Raw genomic sequence first — 18,585 nt, 5'->3', positions numbered from 1 at the left:
ACACGTAAGGTGCCGTGTCTACAAATAGGGGTAATCGTTGTGCCGGAAGCTCAAAGTCGTCTAGATTTGTTTATTGATCGCATGGTTTCGCAGCGTGCTTGTTTGGATTATGCAATCGCGCAGACCACTGGGCATGAAGGCCCGGTATTTGAGCTTGGACTGGGAAATGGGCGCACTTATCATCACATGGTTCAGCATATAAAGGACCGCCCAGTTTATGTTTTTGAACGTGCGGTCGCCTCGCACCCCGATTCAACACCGCCGGATGATCGCGTAATTTTGGGTGACGTGCGTGAAACGCTGCCCGCATCGGTCGCGCAGTTTGGCGCGTCGGCCAGTCTGATCCACGCCGATCTAGGGGGACATAACCGGCAAAAGAACGATACATTTGCTCGTCTCGTCTCACCTTTGATCGAGCCGCTGTTGGCGCGTGGTGGGTTGATGGTCTCGAGTGATCGCATGTATTTCGAGGATTTGACCGAGCTGCCGCTGCCGAGTGGTGCGGTTGAGGGTCGCTGCTTCATCTATCAACGCTGATCTGCCGTAGGGTCACTTTGTGATCGGACTCGCGCTGTTGCACTGGGGCGGTCTAACGTTTGGGGTGTGAAGCCTCAGAAGGGATCGTCAAATGCTGTTCTATGATTGCTCGACCGCGCCCAGCCCACGCCGAGCCCGGATGTTCATTGCAGAAAAAGGGTTGGAGATTGAGACACGCGAAATCTCGATCGCAAACGGCGAGCAACTAAGTGATGCTTTTCGGGCGGTAAACCCCGGCGCGACGATCCCGGTGCTGATCACGGATGAAGGTACCGTGCTCACCGAAAATCTCGGCATTGCGGCCTATCTCGAAACGCGTTTTCCTGAACCTGCGTTGATGGGCCGAACAGCGGATGAAAAGGGCGAAGTTTTGATGTGGAACGCCATCGCCGAGCAGCAATGCGGTGCGCCGATTGCCGAGACGTTGCGCAATACCCATCCCTCTTTCAAAGACCGTGCCATCACAGGAACCGCGAACTATGCGCAGATTCCCGAACTGGCGCAGCGCGGAACTGCACGGGTGGTCGCGTTTTTTGATTTATTAGAAGCTCGTCTGTGCGAAAACGAATTCGTATCAGGCGGCTCATTCACGCTCGCTGACATCACCACATTTGTATTTGTCGATTTTGCACGTGTCATCAAGATGCGCATTCCTGACGACAACACAGCCACACAAGCTTGGTTTGATTCCATTCGCGCGCGACCAAGTGCTCGGATTTAAAGCGCGTTTTTATAGAACGCACAGAACTGTACAGAAATGTCTAGACAGAAGTGAACAGTGCGTCTAGCGTCCCTTGCGAGTCACCCGGGGGAGGTTGGGATGAAATCGCAGTATCGCGTAGTGGTAATTGGCGGCGGCGTTGTGGGCGCTTCGGTTCTGTATCACCTTGCCAAGTTCGGCTGGTCGGATGTGGTGATGTTGGAGCGTCGGCGCCTAGCCTCGGGCTCGTCCTGGCATGCGGCGGGGGGCATCCATGCGCTGAACGCCGATCCCAACATGGCATCGCTTCAGGCCTACACGATTGATCTGTTAAGCGAGATCGAAAAGGAATCGGGTCAGAACATCGGCCTGCATATGACCGGCGGCCTGACGTTGGCCGGAACGCCTGAACGGTGGGAGTGGTTGCAGGCCAACTACCGCATCTTTCAATCTATCGGTATTGATGATTGCGAATTGTTATCCCCGGAAGAGGCACAGAAACGCTGCCCGATCATGTCAACCGACGGCGTGCTTGGCGCAATGTGGGCGGACCGCGAAGGCTATATCGATACCACTGGAACAGTTCAGGCCTATGCCACAGCAGCCAAAAAGCGCGGAGCCGAGTATTACGAGGAAACCAAGGTCGAACGCCTGACGCAGACTGCGGATGGCTGGGAAGTTGTGACCGACAAGGGCACCATCACGTGTGAGCATGTGGTCAATGCCGCAGGTCTCTGGGCCAAGCAGGTGGGCCGTATGGCAGGGGTGGAACTGCCGGTGTCGCCGCTCAAACATCACTATCTTATTACTGATACCGTGCCCGAGGTGGCTGAGGCAGATTTCGAGATGCCGATGACCGTGGACCTCGAAGGTTTCACCTATATGCGGCAGGACCAGAAGGGTGTTCTGGTTGGTATCTACGAAGTCGATCATGAACACTGGGCCATGGACGGTGCGCCTTGGAATTACGGCGAAGAGCTGTTTCAGGAACAGCTTGACCGGATTGAGAATGAGCTGACTTTGGGCTTTGAACGGTACCCGTCGATCCAGAATGTTGGCATCAAAACATGGGTGAATGGCGCGTTTACCTTCTCGCCTGATGGTAACCCGTTGGTCGGTCCGGTCCCGGGCAAGCGCGGTTATTGGTCAGCCTGTGCGGTGATGGCCGGGTTCCTACAGGGCGGTGGCGTCGGCAAGACGCTGGCCGAGTGGATGATCCATGGCGAGCCCGAAGCCGACGCTTGGCCGATGGACGTGGCACGTTATGGTGATTTCGCTCAGAACAAACGCTACATCCGCGAAACAACTGGTCAGTTCTATTCCCGTCGTTTCGTGATGACCTACCCGAACGAGCAACTGCCCGCAGGCCGCCCGCTGAAAATGGCTCCGGCCCATGACGCGATGACCGAGGCAGGTTGTAAATGGGGTGTTAGCTGGGATCTTGAAGTGCCGCTTTATTTCGCGCCGAACGGGTTCGAGGAGACGCCGACGCTCAAGCGGTCCAACGCGCATGACATCGTGGCTGAGGAGTGCAAGGCCATCCGCGAAGGTGTGGGCCTGCTTGATATCTCGGGTTTCTCGCGGTTTGAGGTCTCAGGTCCGAATGCCGAGGCGTGGCTCGACAAAGTCATGGCCTCAAAACTCCCCGCGCCGGGTCGGGCTAAACTGGCTCCAATGCTGGGCGAGAACGGACGGCTCAAGGGTGATCTGACTGTGCTCAACTGGGGCGATGGCACCTGGTGGATCATGGGCAGCTACTATCTGCGTGCCTGGCATTTGCGTTGGTTCGATGATCACATGATGGATGGCGTCACGGTCCGCGATTTGGGTGAAGAATACTGTGGATTTGCCGTGGTTGGGCCGAGGTCAGAGACTGTGGTCGAGAAGCTGGCAGAACAGGACATCTCGGGCCTGAAATTCATGGGTTGTGGTGACTTCGATATCGGACTGGTCCGCGCCCGCGTTGCCCGGATGTCAGTGACGGGCGAAAAGGGATATGAGATCAACTGCCGCTATGGCGACCATATCAAGCTACGCCGTATGCTGTTGGAGGCCGGGGCCGATGAGGAAATCCGCGAATGCGGTTTCAACGCGATGCTGTCGACGCGGCTTGAGAAGAGCTTTGGTATCTGGTCTGCAGAATTCACCCAACTCTATACGCCCGGCATGACCGGGATGGATCGCTGGATCGACTGGGACAAGGAATTTGTCGGCAAAGATGCGGCGCTGGCCGAGCGCGATGGCAACGGACCAGCGCAGGTACAGGTGACGCTTGAGGTCGACGCGTTGGACGCGGATGCCAGCGGGTATGAACCCATTTGGGCAGGCGGCGAACGTGTGGGTTTTGTGACGTCGGGAGGCTATGGGCACTACACTGGCAAGTCCTTGGCCATGGCTCTGGTAGATCGCGACAAGGCTAATTCAGGGACAGAGCTGTCGGTGCATGTGGTTGGCGTTGAACGCCCAGCCCGCGTGGTTGAGCCGTCGCCGTACGACCCGCAGGGCAAAGCGATGCGGGGTTGATCATGGAAGCAGAGGCCGGAAGACGCCGTCGCCGAGGGCGTGGGGCCGAGGCGGTCCCGCAACCCAGTCGTGACGTGAACTATCGTCAGCTGCGCAACCCGTTTCCGCAGATGGAAGTATTTCCGGCGGATCAGATTGCTGAGATGCACGAGACGGCCTTGCGCACGCTGGAAGAATTGGGTGTTAAGGTCCTGCTGCCCGAGGCGCGCCGGATTTATGCGCAGGGTGGTGCGCGCGTGAATGAAGATAATGAGATGGTCTTCATCGGGCGCGACATGGTCGAGGCTGCGGTGGCGTCGGCCCCGAAATCCATTGCCTGCCGCGCCGGGGCGCGGCGCAGGGATTTCACGCTGGAGCTAGGTTCTTTGGTGTTCCAACCCGGGGCTGGTGCTCCGAATGCGACTGACCTGGAGCGCGGGCGCAGGCCTGCAAACGGGCAAGACTATTTGGAGTTCCTCAAGCTCACGCATCATTTCGATGTCTTCCAGATGATCTCGCCTCAGGTCGAACCGCAGGACGTACCCACCAACGTCAGGCACTATTTCACCACCCAAGCGCAAATGGAATTGACGGACAAGTTCCCCTTCTTCTTCTCGCGCGGAACGCCTCAGGTGATCGACTGTTTTGAGATGCTGTCCATCGCGCGCGGGTTTAGCGATGATGAGTTCCGTGGCAATCCGCATTGTTACACGATCATCAACACCAATAGCCCGCGGACGCTGGATATTCCGATGGCGCAGGGGCTGATCGATTTTGCGCGCCACGGGCAGATGTCGATTATCACTCCATTTACCCTGATGGGTGCAATGGCGCCAATCACCGTTGCCGGAGCCATCACCCTGTCGCATGCCGAGGCGCTCGCTGCTTTGACACTGACGCAGTTGACAAACCCCGGCGCGCCAGTGTGCTATGGGACCTTCACCAGCAACGTTGATATGAAATCCGGTGCGCCTGCGTTTGGAACGCCTTCGCATTTTCAGGCGTCGTTGGCCGCGGGGCAACTCGCACGATACTTAGGCCTGCCTTGGCGATCGGCGGCAGGGTCGGCTTCGAACCTCAATGACGTACAGGCAGCCAACGAGAACCAGTTCGGTCTTTGGGGCTGCCTAATGGCCGGAGCGACAGTGATCATTCACTCAGCCGGTTGGCTTGAAGGTGGCCTGACGGTGTCCTTCGAAAAGATGATCTGTGATGCAGAAGTCCTGAACATGGTGGCCGAACTTTGCGCCGGAGCGCAGGCGGGTAGTTCAGAGATAGGTTTCGATTCCGCGCTGAGCGAAGTTGACCCCAGCGGGCATTTCTTCGCGACCAGCCAGACGATGGAACGCTACAACACTGCATTTTACGAGCCACATATTCATGACTACGCCAATTTCGGGACTTGGACCGAGCGTGGTTCGGTCGACGCAAATCACCGGGCAACAGGCGTTTGGAAAGAAATTCTAGCGAATTTCGAAGCCCCAACCCAGGATGTGAGCCGTCTTGGCGCGTTGCATGAATTCATCGCACGTCGCACGGAAGCAGGCGGTGCACCGCCGGAGAGTTGAATGAGCACAAAACCAATCCTCCACCGGGACGATCCGGAAGCTGAACCCTTGACCGGCAATATCAAGGTCACACGTGATGACTGGTTGAACGTCGCCATGGACGTCTTGATCTCGGATGGGGTCGAGCAGGTGAAGGTCATGAACCTGGCGGAACGTATGGCGGTCTCGCGCTCCTCGTTCTACTGGTACTTCAAGTCCCGGCAGGAGTTGTTGGATGCGTTGCTGGCGCGATGGCAGGCGACCAACACGGCAGCATTGATCGCACAATCCGAACTGCCTGCAGAGACGATAACGGCGGCCGTTTGCAATGTTCAGCGTTGTGTCGTGAACTCAGAGCTTTTTGATACGGCGCTTGATTTTGCCGTTCGAGATTGGGCGCGACGATCGGGAAAGGTGCGACGCATGTTGGATCAATCCGACGCGAGACGTCTGGCAGCGCTGTGCACGATGTTCATCCGTTTCAACTATGATGAGACCGAAGCCGAGACTCGTGCACGCGTACTGTACTATATGCAGATCGGATATGATCTGGCGCAGTTGAACGAGCCGATGGCGACCAGGCTATCGATGGTGCCACACTATCTTTACGTCTTCACTGGGGTTGAGCCGCGACCCGAAGAAGTATCCGAATTCAGCGACTATGCGAAACGCCTTTGGGAGAGGACAGGACATGAGCCAACCTGATGCAATCATTATCGGAACCGGCGTAATTGGGGCCGCCATCGCCTTCGAGATGGCTAAGGCGGGTTGGAAGACTCTGTCACTGGACCGCAATACGCAAGTTGGGCATGGATCGACCGCCGGTTCATGCGCCATCGTTCGGATGCATTATTCGACTTTTGATGGCACGGCCTTCGCCTGGGAGGGATACCATTATTGGCGTGATTGGGCAGATTATCTGGGATTGTCCGATGATGCCAATCTGGCACAGTTCCGTGAAACCGGCTGTATGGTCATGAAGACGGAGGCCAATGGATTTCTTGAAAACCATAAGAAGTACAGTACCGAACTGGACTGTCCTTTTGAAGAATGGACACCGGAGAAGATTACGGAACGTCTGCCGATTTACACGTTAGACAGCTTCGCTCCGGCGCGGCGCATGGATGATCCAGAGTTTGGGCAATCGAACGGGGCACATGTTCAAGGCGCGGTTTTCTGGCCTAACGCGGGATATGTGACAGATCCGGCGTTGTCTGCCCAAAACCTGATGGATGCGGCGAAGTTGCATGGTGCCGACGTTCGCACCGGTGCTGAGGTGCGTGAAATACTGACCAGCGAGGGCCGCGTTGCGGGTGTCAAACTTGCCTCGGGTGAAGAGATCCATGCCAAAGTGGTTGTAAACGTCGCTGGGCCCGGGTCGGCAATTGTTAACGAAATGGCTGGGGTTCTGGGTGACATGACCATCCAGACCCGCCCGCTGCGGCAGGAAGTCGTGCATGTACCGGCACCCGAAGGGTTTGATTTTGAGACACAAGGAACAATTGTCTCAGATAGCGACATCGCCCTTTATTGCCGCCCTGAGCATGGCAACCACATTCTGATCGGCTCGGAAGATCCGGCGTGCGATCCGCATCAGTGGTGCGAAGATGACGTGAATTATAACCACGAATTTACAGACCAGTGGACAACGCAAGCAATGCGCTACGCGCAGCGCGTTCCCAGCCTGGGGATACCCTCACGCACGCGGGGCGTCGTGGATTTGTACGATGCATCGACAGATTGGATTCCGATCTATGATAAATCCAGCCTTCCGGGGTTCTACATGGCCTGCGGCACCAGCGGGAACCAATACAAAAATGCTCCGATCGCGGGCAAGATGATGACCGCTTTGATCGGCTATGTCGAAGGCGGCGCAGATCATGATGCCAATCCGTTGCAGTTCGAGTTGCCCTATTTAGGCCGAACAATCGACACTGGATTTTATTCCCGCAAACGGCCCATCAATACCGAAAGCAGCTTTTCGGTTCTCGGTTAAGACACCTCTGCGCGCGCTGTTTCGAAGCTCTCTTCGCGTACCGGTCCGAACCCTCGTATCTGGTCCGCCGCCGAGAACGCGCGCAACCACTCTGCTTCTGATCGTGCTGTCGGATTGGTCTGATACATGTTCAGAAGCTCTTCAAACCAATTCAGGATATTACGGCGCAGCCGCGCTTCGGCGTGATATCCGAACGGGTTCAGAGGTGATCCGCGCAATCCGCGCAACCGTGAAAGACCACGCAGAACCGGGTGCATCCATGCGCCCAACGCAATCTTGACCGGTCGCCCGCGCTCATCCTTGCGCCAACTCAGCAGCGGCGGGGCGAAATGGTATTTGGCTTTGAAATCACCTTCGAACTGCTGTGCCAACTCCTCAGAAAAGTCAGAAGATGTCTGCAGTCGGGCGACCTCAAACTCGTCCTTATAGGCCATGAAACGGAACAGATTTCGAGCAATCGTCTCAACAAGGCGGTCCGAGATATCAGACTTTGACGATCGGATCGCCTTGATCCGCTGTGCGTAGCAGTTGGCATATTCGGCGTCCTGATAGTCAGTAAGAAAGGCAACCCGCCGCTCGATCATCTGGTCCAGTGTGTCCTCTGTCTCGGTCGGCTGAGCCAATCCCTGAACGCGTTCCGGATCAACTGCCAAACACCGTCCAAGGGCAAAAGCCAGTCGGTTCTTTTCGACCGCGACACCGTTTAGAAGAATTGCCTGCGACAGCGCGGTGTGTGACACAGGTACCAGCGCCTTTTGCCAAGCATAGCCCAACATAATGACATTGGCGAAGACCGTATCGCCTAACAGCGCCTCGGCCATCGCGTTTGCGTCAAGGCTGGTTAAATTTTCCGCACCCACTACGTCTGCAATCGCCTGCTCCCGCGCGTCAACCCGTAGTTGGGCATCACGATGCAGCACAAGATCTCCGGTAGGCATCTCGGCCCGGTTCAGAACGACGCGCGTCCCCGGCGCATAGTGAGCCGATGCTTTGGGGGCCGAGCTTACGACCACATCGCATCCGATCACCGCATCCGCAGCGCCCTGATCAATGCGCACCTGGTTGAGCGTATCAGGTTCTAGACCGAGGCGGATATAGCTCAGTACGGTTCCGAATTTTTGTGCAAATCCGGTGAAATCCAGAACCGAAGCACCCTTACCTTCTAGATGCGCCGCCATGGTGATCAAGGCCCCGACTGTAACCACTCCGGTGCCTCCGACGCCTGTCACCAGCAGATCAAAGGGGGACTCCAAAGATGCGGCTGAGGGCAGGGGCAGTTCCGCCACAAGCGCATCAAGATCCATATTAACGCTCTGCCTGCGCCGAGTTGCGCCCTCAATGGTGACGAAACTGGGGCACAACCCGTTCAGGCACGAGAAATCCTTGTTGCAGGAGCTCAGATTAATCTTGCGCTTGCGGCCCAGCGGCGTTTCACGCGGCTCAACGCTTAGGCAGTTCGACGCGACGGAGCAATCGCCACAGCCTTCGCAGACGAGATCATTGATCCAAACAAATTTCTGTGGGTCTTCCATCGTGCCGCGCTTGCGGCGGCGTCGCTTTTCGGTCGCGCAAGTCTGTTCGTAAATCAGAACGGTGACACCGGGTATGTCGCGCAGCTCGCGTTGCAGGCTGTCCATTTCTGCCCGGTCATGAAATGTAGTTCCCGCAGGGAATTCGGCACGGCCGAACTTGGTGATGTCATCCGAGACCAGTGCGATCCGCTCGACCCCCTCGGCGCGGCAGGTTTGCGCGATGCCTGCCACGCTGACTGGCCCGTCCACTGGCTGCCCTCCGGTCATTGCGACCGCATCATTGTAGAGGATTTTATAGGTGATGTTCGTTCCTGCCGCGACCGCCTGTCGGATCGCGAGGGATCCCGAATGGTACCACGTCCCTTCGCCCAGATTCTGAAAGATATGCTTGCCGCCATTGAATTGTGAGGCCACCACGTGAGGCACGCCTTCTCCGCCCATCTGAGCGTAGCCGACGGTTTCGCGATCCATCCATGATGCCATGACATGGCACCCGATGCCGCTGGCAGCAGTGGAGCCTTCGGGTACTTTAGTCGAGGTGTTGTGCGGGCAACCCGAGCAGAAATAGGGCGTTCGCGTTGCACCCGGGACGTTGATCACGGGCGCTTCCGTCTCGGTCAGCGCGCGCGCTTTAGCAGGCAGGTTTTCTTCTGGAAAGAACGTGTCAAGGCGGGCGGCTACGATGGGGGCTAGCATCAACGGGCTGAGTTCCCCGGTCCACGGGATCAGCGGTTCACCATGGCTGTCATATTTGCCCACCATCTTGTGGGGTTTGTCGCCGGGCCAGTCATAGAAATACTCTTTGAACTGGCTTTCGATGATGCCGCGCTTTTCCTCGACGACCAGAACCTCGGCCTTGCCTTTCACAAAGCGCAACGCGTTGCGGCGGGCCAGCGGCCAGACCATCCCGACCTTGTAGATGTCGATCCCCAAGCGACGGCAAGCGGCTTGATCAAGGCCCAACAAACGCAGCGCCTCCATCAAATCAAGATGACCTTTGCCGGTGGTCACAAATCCGAATTTGGCGTTGTCGATGTCATAGATGCGTCGGTCGATGGGGTTTTCTTCGGCAAATGCCCGGACGGCACGCAGTTTGTGTTGTATGCGGGTCTCGATTTCAGGCGAGGGCAGGTCGGCCGTCCGCACATGCAAGCCGCGTTCTGGCAGATCGATCCGGGGCAGGGTGAAACTGCGGTCCGGGCGCAGGTCGACCGAACGCGCGCTTTCTACTGTTTCCGAGATCGCCTTGAACCCGACCCATGTGCCCGAAAAGCGGGAAAGAGCGAATCCGTATTCGCCGAATTCCAGATATTCCTCGACCGAGGCCGGGTTCAATGTGGGCATAAACCACGCCATGAAGGCCACGTCCGATTGGTGCGGCATCGACGAACTGACGCAACCGTGGTCGTCGCCCGCCACCACAAGCACGCCGCCTTTCGGGGCGGAACCATAAGCATTGCCATGTTTTAACGCATCGCCTGAACGGTCGACGCCAGGGCCTTTGCCGTACCACATCGAAAAGATGCCCTCGACTTCGCAATGTGGGTCCAACGTGGCCTGCTGAGCACCCAGTACGGCTGTTGCGCCCAGGTCCTCGTTCACAGCGGGCATGAAGGTGATTCTGTCTGCTATTAATCGCTCTCTGGCACGCCACAGCTCTAGGTCCAACCCGCCCAGTGGCGATCCGCGATAGCCAGAGACAAAACCTGATGTATTCAAACCTGCCTGCCGATCGCGCCGCGCCTGATCCATCATGATCCGCGCGAGGGCCTGAGTGCCCGTCAAAAAGACCCGGCCTTGAGTTAGGGAATAGCGATCGTCGAGTTGATAGGTGCGAATATTTCGGTCGAGGTGGCTCATTGCATCGGGTCCATGGGATTAGGCCTTTGGTTGAGGATATTTTAACCCAGTTCGAATGGTTAACCGTTCCATTTTGTGTGCCGAGATATGATATTTTGGAAAAAAAACTCACAATATATCAAAATTCCGATTAGAATATCCAATATGATTGCTCTAGATGACCGAGACCGCCGAATTCTGACGCTGCTGCAGAATGACAGCCGAATTTCGAATGCAGATTTAGCCGACACAGTGGGGATGTCGGCCTCGGCGCTTTGGCGCAGAGTGCGCGCTCTTGAAGACGCAAGGATAATCGAACGCTATGTTGCCTTGGTGAACCCACCGGCGATGGGATTGACGTTCGAAGCAATCGTACATGTGCATCTGACGCGACACGATCCGGACAAAATCGTCGACTTCATCCGAGCGGTGGAACTAAGCCCCGAAATCCAGGAATGCTATGCAACCACGGGGCAGGCGGACTACCACTTGCGTGTCCTTTGCCGAGATCTGGCGGCTTACAATACGTTTCTGGAGGACTTCCTGTTTCGGCTGCCAGCAGTTGCCAGTGCGCAGACCAATGTGGTGTTGCGTACAATCAAAAGAAATCAACCGATCGTGCCTTAAGCTTCAGGCTGCAAAGACCACCCAGGCCCAGGCCATCCCGATATAGGTCAGGTTATGAAGCAATTGATCCAGACCAGCAGCGCGCCAGAAAGCTGCCTGATTGGGTTGTAGCTGTTTGCGATCTGAGTAATTGGCTTTTGCGAAATCTATGTGGAAATGCACGATCCATTCCAATGCAGCAATGATCAGAATAAATTCTATCGGCGCACGAAAGAGCGCAAAGATAATAACAGATCCCACAACATGCACAGCTGCATGTTGCGCGCGTCCCATGTGGAAATACGTGCCACGCCCGGAAAGCATTTTGGGCGTCTGTAAATAATAATCGGCGAACATGTGCTTGATCTGAAGCAGGCAGAGCAACAGAAACACAGCGCCAAAGTTGGCAGGCAAATGAATCCTCCCGATATCGTCCTGAATCAGAAGATTAGGGGGTAATGGCCTGCCGCGCAAATGAACTTGTTCACACAACGCGAAATAAGCGCAAATCGGATTTTCATTTGCGTCTGAGGATACGATTGCGGTAAATTCGTGCCGTTGTATTCACACCAAAATCAGTGATTTGAGCGGTGGGTCATTAGTAGGGGCGGGTTCAATCGAGCGAACGATCTTTCGGTTCATCTGGAAATACTCCAAACGCGATCAGCTGATTCTACTGGCCGTGACTGCGACGCTATTTCCATTACTTTATCTCACCTTGGAGCTCCCCAAACGCATCATCAATGATGCAATCGGTGCGACCAGTCAGATTGTCGACGTTTGGGGATATAGCCTGACACAAACTGCATTCCTGACGATTCTCTGCTTTGCCTTTCTGGCTGCGGTGCTGGCGCATGGTCTGATGAAAATGCGCATCAACACCATGAAGGGTGTTTTGAGCGAACGGATGCTGCGTCGATTTCGGTATCAGTTGATCAATCGCGCGCTTAGATTTCCGCAGCCCTATTTTGAGCGTGTGAGCCAGGGCGAAATGGTGTCGATGGTCACCGCTGAAAGCGAACCCATGGGAGGCTTGATGGGGGATGCGATCAGTCAGCCTGTGCTGCAGGCAGGTCAGATGATCACGATTCTGTCCTTTCTGTTTCTGCAAAGCGTCTGGTTCGGTCTGGCTGCCGTCGCCCTGATTCCTTTACAGGCCTGGTTGATCCCCAAACTGCAGCGTCAAATCAATTTGCTGAACAAGAAGCGCATTCAGGAGGTCCGCGTACTGGCCGCCCAGATCGGTGAGAATGCCGCCGGTGCATCGACTTTGCGTGCCAATGGGGGGTGGCGGTATCGTCGTGCGATGATCTCGGATCAGCTGGGGCGGTTGTTCGCCATCCGCTTTGAGATCTATCAGAAAAAGTTCTTTATGAAGTTCATCAACAACTTCATCTCGCAGCTGACGCCCTTTATGTTTTATCTCGTCGGAGGCCTTCTGGTATTGCAGGGATCGGTTTCTTTGGGCGCATTGGTGGCCGCGCTGGCCGCCTACAAAGATCTGAGCTCTCCTTGGAAGGAACTGCTGACCTACTACAACCAAACGCAGGATATGTCGCTGCGGTGGGATGTTGTGATCGAGCGATTCGCACCGGAAGGCATGATTGACGAGTCGCTGTTCGAAGGCGAGCCTTCTGAACGCCCCCACTTGAATGGTGATATCGTGCTGGACCGGGTCTCGGTTCGCGATATTGATGGCAATCAGGTGCTTGACGATCTGAACCTGACTTTTCCGGCCGGCAAGACCATTGGTATCTCGGCAACCAGCGAAGAAGATCGTGATGCACTGACCGAATTGCTGATCCGAGAGATTGCACCGACCTCTGGACGGATCGAAATCGGCGGCATCAATATGGCAGGCCTGCATCAGAGCGTTGTGGCAGCGCGGATCGGCCTGGCTACCTCTCGGCCGGTGATGTTTCAGGGTACGTTGGGCGAGAACGTGATTATGCCGATGCGCCCCCGCCCATTGTCCACCTCATCTGATGATCCGAATTTTGCGGAAACGCTGCGCGCGGGTAACAGCGCGGATCCAATAGATACCAAATGGTTTGATCCGGGATTGGCCGGTTTTGACGATACCGATCAGTTGCGTGAATGGTGGCTGCAGTTGATAGACGGCATGGGTTCAGGTGCCGCTCTGTTTCAGCGCGGGGCAGAACAGGCATTTGATCCCAATGAACATCCGCAGTTGGCGGCCAAACTGATTGAGCTGCGGCCATTGGTGCAACAGGCAGTGCGCGAGGCTGGTCTAGCCGAGCAAGCTTTGGTTTTTGACCGGTCCACTTATAACCCCGCATTACCGGTTGCTGAAAACCTCTTGTTCGCGACGCCCTGCGTGCCAGTCAATCAACAACTTTTGGCGCGCCAAACCGTGTTTCTGGGTCAGTTGCGTGAGCTGGGGCTGGATGAAACTCTGGTCAGTCTGACCCGTGACGTGATTGAAATGCTACGCCAGATCTTCGGACTGGATGGAACCGACCACCCATTGTTCCGCAAACTCGGGCTCGAGGCTCAAACCTACGAGGCGGCGGTCGAATTGGTTGAGCAAACCCGCAAAGAAGGCACACAGGGCTTGGACGACGAGCAATTGGCCAGCTTGTTGTCGGTGCCGTTTGTGATCTCGGCGGAACAGATCGGTCCTGCGTTTTCGGACGAGCTAAAAAATCGCATCCTCGAGCTTCGCCACAGCCACTCGGAAAAATTGCTGGAACCTCTGCACGATGTTTTTGTGCCTTTGAATGAGAACGCCTTTGCGCCTGGCCTGACTGTCATGGAAAATGCGTTATTCGGTAAGGTCAGCCAGATTGGTGGTGCGCGAACCGATGAGGCACGCAAGCTGATCGTCGATGCGTTGGCTGAAAATGGCGCGCGTCCGTTGGTGGTTGAATTGATCTATGATGTGCCGGTTTCACTTGGTGGTCAGAACTTGCCGGCGGTGTTTGCTGAACCCTTGGCCTTTACGCGCGCAACAATCAAAAAGCCGGACATTTTGATCCTGGAAACTGCGTTGGCCAGCTATGACATGGAAACGCAGGTCGCGGTTTACAAAAATCTGCGTGAACTTTTGCCCGAAACTACGGTAATCTACCTGAATGATACATTCGAAAATCCAGATGTTTTCGACATGCATGTCGAAATTCGTCAGGGTCGGGTCGTGACTGGCGAAGGCCCAACCGACGTCGAGGGTGACAGCGCTGCATCTGCCGACCTGAGTCGCAAATTGCGAGCGCTGGAACAAACACCGTTGTTCTCGGGTCTTGACCGCCGTCAGCTCCGCCTGCTGGCCTTTGGTGCGCGTTGGTTCGAGGCCAAGGCCGGCCAGGTGGTGTTTCTAAAGGACGACCAGCCAACCGATGGGGCCTATGTCGTCCTCGAGGGCGAAGCGGGTCTTTATCTGCCGCGTTCGGGCGAGGACGACCAACTTATCATAACCGTTGGCGCTGGTGCTTTGGTCGGTGAGCTCGGATTGATCCGTAAAGAGCCACGGGCCTTGAGCATGGTGGCAGAAACGGACCTGTCCTGTCTGCGAATTGGTGAAGAAGAATTCCTGGCCGTGGTCGAAAATGATGCTGCCACAGCCTTCAAGCTGCTGCAGGTTATCGCAGGATATGTCTCGAACTGATCGGCCTAGGCATCTGGCTCACAAAACAGGCTATAGAGAAGTTCGATCATCTGCGCAGCTTTGCCATCATTCAGTGCGTAATAGATCGTTTTACCATCGCGTCGGGTTTTTACCAGTCCTTCGTCGCGTAAGCGTGCAAGCATTTGGCTGACCGCTGCCTGCCGAAGCTCCAGCAAATCCTCCAACTCTCCAACAGAACGCTCGCCGTTTCCCAGATGGCACAGGATCATCAGGCGACCTTCATGTGCCAGGGCCTTGAGGAATACCGCTGCCCGTGCCGCACTTTCTTTCATATCTGCGGGGGTTTCCCCCGACAAAATTTGAGTGTCGTTATCCTGAGGTCTCACGCAACAACCTAAGATCTACTTCTGGGTCGGATCAATATGCCTTACTTGCCGTCCGATTGTCACCCCTCGACCACAGGAGCGCCGCCCTGAAATGCATTTCCATTTACATAGTCGCAGGGCGCTTCCTGCATCTCTAAGTGCAGACCATCACCTATGTAGGGGTGTGCGCGCGCAAGGTCCTCGTCAACGTCAATACCAAGCCCGGGCTTGGTGGGAGGAGTGACAAAGCCCTCGTTGACGCGGATGCTTCCTTTGATCAGTTGGTCGTGAAACGGCGTTTCGATACTTTCCAGAAGCAACAGGTTTGGAATCGATGCGGCCAGATGAATGTTGGCAGCCCATTCAACCGGGCCCGCATATAGATGCGGCGCCATCTGCGCGTTAAAAACCTCAGCCATGGCGGCGACCTTCTTCATCTCCCAGATACCGCCTGCACGGCCAAGTGCGGGTTGCAGTATTTCGGCGGCGCCTGCGCGCAATACCGCGCCGAATTCGGCCTTGGTCGTCATCCGCTCACCCGTCGCGACAGGTATGCGGACATTGCGCGCCACGCGCGCCATATCTTCAATCATGTCCGGAGGAGTGGGTTCCTCAAACCACAAAGGTGAATAGGGCTCCAGCGCTTGCCCTAGACGAATTGCTCCGGCGGTGTTGAATTGGCCGTGGGTGCCAAATAGCAGGTCGGCCTTGTCTCCGACCGCCTCGCGGATGGCCTTACAGAATGCGACTGACATTGAGATATCCGACATAGCAGGCATATGCCCACCGCGGATCGTGTAGGGCCCGGCCGGATCGAATTTGATAGCTGTGTAGCCGCGTCGAACCATTTCCGCCGCACTTTCACCGGCCTGTTCCGGCGAGGTCCAGAAGTCAGCCAGATCGTGCTGAGGAAGCGGGTAGAGATAGGTATAGGCCCGGATACGGTCGTTCATCCTGCCGCCCAGAAGTGCATAGACCGGTCGGTCCCGATCTTTGCCAAGAATGTCCCAGCACGCGATCTCTAAGCCCGAAAACGCGCCCATGACAGTTAGATCCGGGCGCTGCGTAAATCCGCTGGAGTAGGCACGGCGGAACATCAATTCGATATTCTCGGGATTCTCCCCTTGCATGTGCCGCTCGAACACATCGCGGATGACATGGGTCATAGCATCCGGTCCGACTGAGGATGCATAGCATTCACCCCATCCCACCACACCCGTATCGGTCGAGACTTTGACCAGAATCCAATAACGCCCACCCCAGCCTGGGGCCGGAGGGGCGGTAACGATGACATCGAGATCCTGCAGTTTCATCAGGCGCTCCTTTCAGGGGTTCAGTCGTGGTCGAACATGATCACATTGCGCTTGGCAGCACCGGTCTTGGTATCCTCGATGGCTTCGTTGATCTGTGAAAGGGTCCAGCGACCCGAGATCAATTCGTCCAGTTTCAGCCGCCCCTGTTCATAAAGATCAATCATCCATGGAATATCGCGCTGGATCACGACGTCTCCCATTTTTGACCCAACCATGCCTTGCCCAAGCGCTGCCAAAACAACGGGTTCATAGCTGGACATGTCACCAGAATGCGGCATCCCGATCATGATCGCTTTGCCACCGCGGCCCAGATAGCGCGGGGCCTGGTCATAGGCTGGGATTGCGCCAACGGTAATCAGAACCGCGTCTGCTCCACGCCCGCCAAGCGCTTTATACGCGGCTTTCCACGGCTCCCTGAGGTTGCCCAGAACACCATGCGTCGCTCCGAACTCTTTAGCGATCTCAAGCTTTTCTTCGGTCATGTCGACAGCAACGATACGGCGCGCGCCGGCGATACGTGCGCCTTGAATCGCATTTAGGCCAACCCCACCGGCACCAATCACTACAACATCCTGCCCGGGGCGCAATTCAGCGGCGTTGACGGCTGCACCGACCCCGGTGATCACGCCGCACGAGAGCAGGCTTGCGAGATCCTTTGGTAGTGTTTCGGGAATTCTGACGATCTGACGATGGCTGACCACGACTTTCTCGGCAAATGCACCGCAAGCCATCGCTTGTTCCAATGCGCCCCCGTCTGCGGTTCGTAGCGGTCCTTTGATCGTGTCATAGGGCGTTTCGCAAATTGTGGGTTTTCCCCCAGCGCAAGAGGGGCATGACCCGCACGCACGGATCAGTGTCACGACCACCGGATCACCAACCTTAAAATCGCCCGCACCGTCTCCGACTGCCGAGATTATCCCAGCGGCCTCATGCCCGTAGACGGCAGGTAGGTGACCGCCCCATGCCCCGCTGGCGAATGAGATATCCGAATGGCAGATTGCCACGGCCTCCAGCGTAACTTCTACCTCACCCATTCCAGGTGGCGCGATCAGAATGTCTTCGATGATCAGCGGTTCACCGAACGCCCGGCACACGGCTGCTTTGATGGATTGCATGTTTTTCCCCGTTCCCGTTTGAGCTCACGGTGGCCCGTCCTGGCCTAACCTGCAAGGTGGTTTCCGTCACGTATATGTCGTTGTTATGCCAATGCGGCGCGCGCGTTCATAAATGCAGCAGGCTGTTATCAATCTTTCCGCCTCGCATTCCACAAGAGCCGAACGAATAGCTGGGCCAGTTTTACACCCCGCCTTCGCGGTGATTGCAATCGCTTGTCATCGGGCCCCGGTCACATTCGTTCCGAGATCTGGTGCATCAATCCGGCCAGATGCTCAGGGTGCGAGAAGAACGGTGAATGAGAACTGTCGATGGTCAGGCACATACCGGCGTCTGCGCATCCAGCCATTTCGGCTTGATACTCGGTCGGCACTGTACGGTCATCAGTCGTTCGGATGTATCCTTTTGGGACGCTGGCGAAGTTTTTGCCTGTATCTAATGGTGTCGCTTGCGGCGCGATAGCTTGGGGGCATAAGCGACCAAACGCGTAGGCCACAACCTCATGCGGGCAGTCATGATAAAACAGATCATGAACCCGATCCGGCACAACCGTATACGATAGACCATCAGAAGATTTTTCGACGGCATCACCTATCAGCTGGCGAGGCGCGCGTTTACGCATTTCAATCATGGAAAGCCCGGATTGCGGGACATATGCGCTGAGATAAATTACACCCCGCATGACGTCCGGATCAGCCTCGGCAGCTGCGCTGACGGGATAACCGCCCCAGGAGTGTGCCACGATGATCGATTGTGGTGTTGAGGCTTTCAAAATTGAATCCCGGCACGACTCGAGGGTCACATCCTGAATTGGAGTTGGGTCCGAACCATGGCTTGGCATATCGATAGCGCGGGCAGAATGCCCGAATGTGGTCAATTCCGGAATCAGGTCACGCCAGCACCAGGCACCGTGGCATGACCCGTGGACAAGCAAGAAATCCGCCAACTG

At 56.2% G+C, this 18,585-nt stretch carries 14 protein-coding genes; 8 read left to right on the top strand and 6 right to left on the bottom strand.

The features are described from left to right. The first annotated feature begins 39 nt into the window (after positions 1-39). From ACR0IU_RS15770 to ACR0IU_RS15745, 6 genes are all read left to right on the top strand, one after another. Positions 40-537: a class I SAM-dependent methyltransferase gene (locus ACR0IU_RS15770; protein WP_029621662.1), complete on the top strand. Its 498-nt coding sequence runs from the start codon at positions 40-42 to the stop codon at positions 535-537. Between the two features lie 91 nt (positions 538-628). Beyond that, positions 629-1,258, top strand: a complete 630-nt coding sequence (locus ACR0IU_RS15765; RefSeq protein ID WP_480716910.1) for a glutathione S-transferase family protein — start codon at positions 629-631, stop codon at positions 1,256-1,258. A 99-nt stretch (positions 1,259-1,357) separates the two neighbouring features. After that, positions 1,358-3,760: a GcvT family protein gene (locus tag ACR0IU_RS15760; RefSeq protein WP_480716909.1), complete on the top strand. Its 2,403-nt coding sequence runs from the start codon at positions 1,358-1,360 to the stop codon at positions 3,758-3,760. A 2-nt stretch (positions 3,761-3,762) separates the two neighbouring features. Continuing rightward, on the top strand, positions 3,763-5,307 hold the full coding sequence (locus tag ACR0IU_RS15755; RefSeq protein ID WP_480716908.1) for a trimethylamine methyltransferase family protein: 1,545 nt from the start codon (positions 3,763-3,765) through the stop codon (positions 5,305-5,307). Further along, a complete protein-coding gene (locus ACR0IU_RS15750) occupies positions 5,308-5,991 on the top strand; it encodes a TetR/AcrR family transcriptional regulator (protein ID WP_170545690.1) in 684 nt (227 codons plus the stop codon). Next, positions 5,978-7,282, top strand: coding sequence for an NAD(P)/FAD-dependent oxidoreductase (locus ACR0IU_RS15745; RefSeq protein ID WP_480716907.1), 1,305 nt, complete (start codon positions 5,978-5,980; stop codon positions 7,280-7,282). The genes ACR0IU_RS15750 and ACR0IU_RS15745 overlap by 14 nt, the downstream gene beginning before the upstream one ends. Here the strand turns inward: ACR0IU_RS15745 and ACR0IU_RS15740 are convergent. Continuing rightward, entirely contained in the window at positions 7,279-10,674 is a 3,396-nt protein-coding gene (locus ACR0IU_RS15740; RefSeq protein ID WP_480716906.1) for an indolepyruvate ferredoxin oxidoreductase family protein, read from the bottom strand. The genes ACR0IU_RS15745 and ACR0IU_RS15740 overlap by 4 nt on opposite strands. Positions 10,675-10,818: 144 nt before the next feature. Here ACR0IU_RS15740 and ACR0IU_RS15735 point away from each other — a divergent pair, with 144 nt between their 5' ends. Beyond that, positions 10,819-11,280, top strand: coding sequence for an Lrp/AsnC family transcriptional regulator (locus ACR0IU_RS15735; RefSeq protein WP_480716905.1), 462 nt, complete (start codon positions 10,819-10,821; stop codon positions 11,278-11,280). Between the two features lie 3 nt (positions 11,281-11,283). Here the strand turns inward: ACR0IU_RS15735 and ACR0IU_RS15730 are convergent, their stop codons facing one another. Further along, positions 11,284-11,673 carry a DUF3307 domain-containing protein gene (locus tag ACR0IU_RS15730; protein ID WP_010437966.1) on the bottom strand — a complete coding sequence of 130 codons (390 nt, stop codon included), beginning with the start codon at positions 11,671-11,673 and terminating at the stop codon, positions 11,284-11,286. A gap of 169 nt (positions 11,674-11,842) precedes the next feature. On the opposite strand from ACR0IU_RS15730, the gene ACR0IU_RS15725 reads away from it, so the two are divergent. Continuing rightward, complete coding sequence (locus ACR0IU_RS15725; protein ID WP_170781557.1) at positions 11,843-14,884, top strand: ABC transporter transmembrane domain-containing protein; 3,042 nt, start codon at positions 11,843-11,845, stop codon at positions 14,882-14,884. Positions 14,885-14,889: 5 nt separating this feature from the next. On the opposite strand, the gene ACR0IU_RS15720 is transcribed toward ACR0IU_RS15725, so the two are convergent. From ACR0IU_RS15720 to ACR0IU_RS15705, 4 genes are all read right to left on the bottom strand, one after another. Beyond that, positions 14,890-15,177 (bottom strand): ArsR/SmtB family transcription factor, encoded by a 288-nt coding sequence (locus ACR0IU_RS15720; protein ID WP_480716904.1) that lies wholly within the window; start codon positions 15,175-15,177, stop codon positions 14,890-14,892. Between the two features lie 113 nt (positions 15,178-15,290). Continuing rightward, on the bottom strand, positions 15,291-16,523 hold the full coding sequence (locus tag ACR0IU_RS15715; RefSeq protein ID WP_480609257.1) for a mandelate racemase/muconate lactonizing enzyme family protein: 1,233 nt from the start codon (positions 16,521-16,523) through the stop codon (positions 15,291-15,293). 20 nt (positions 16,524-16,543) lie between these two features. Beyond that, a complete protein-coding gene (locus ACR0IU_RS15710) occupies positions 16,544-17,638 on the bottom strand; it encodes a Zn-dependent alcohol dehydrogenase (protein WP_260023117.1) in 1,095 nt (364 codons plus the stop codon). 230 nt (positions 17,639-17,868) lie between these two features. Then, positions 17,869-18,582: an alpha/beta fold hydrolase gene (locus ACR0IU_RS15705; RefSeq protein ID WP_480716903.1), complete on the bottom strand. Its 714-nt coding sequence runs from the start codon at positions 18,580-18,582 to the stop codon at positions 17,869-17,871. Positions 18,583-18,585: the final 3 nt, after the last annotated feature.

The organism is Ruegeria sp. CL5, assembly GCF_056536485.1.
The sequence above is the reverse complement of the archived record's forward strand: the minus strand, read 5'-3'. Positions and strand labels throughout refer to the sequence as shown.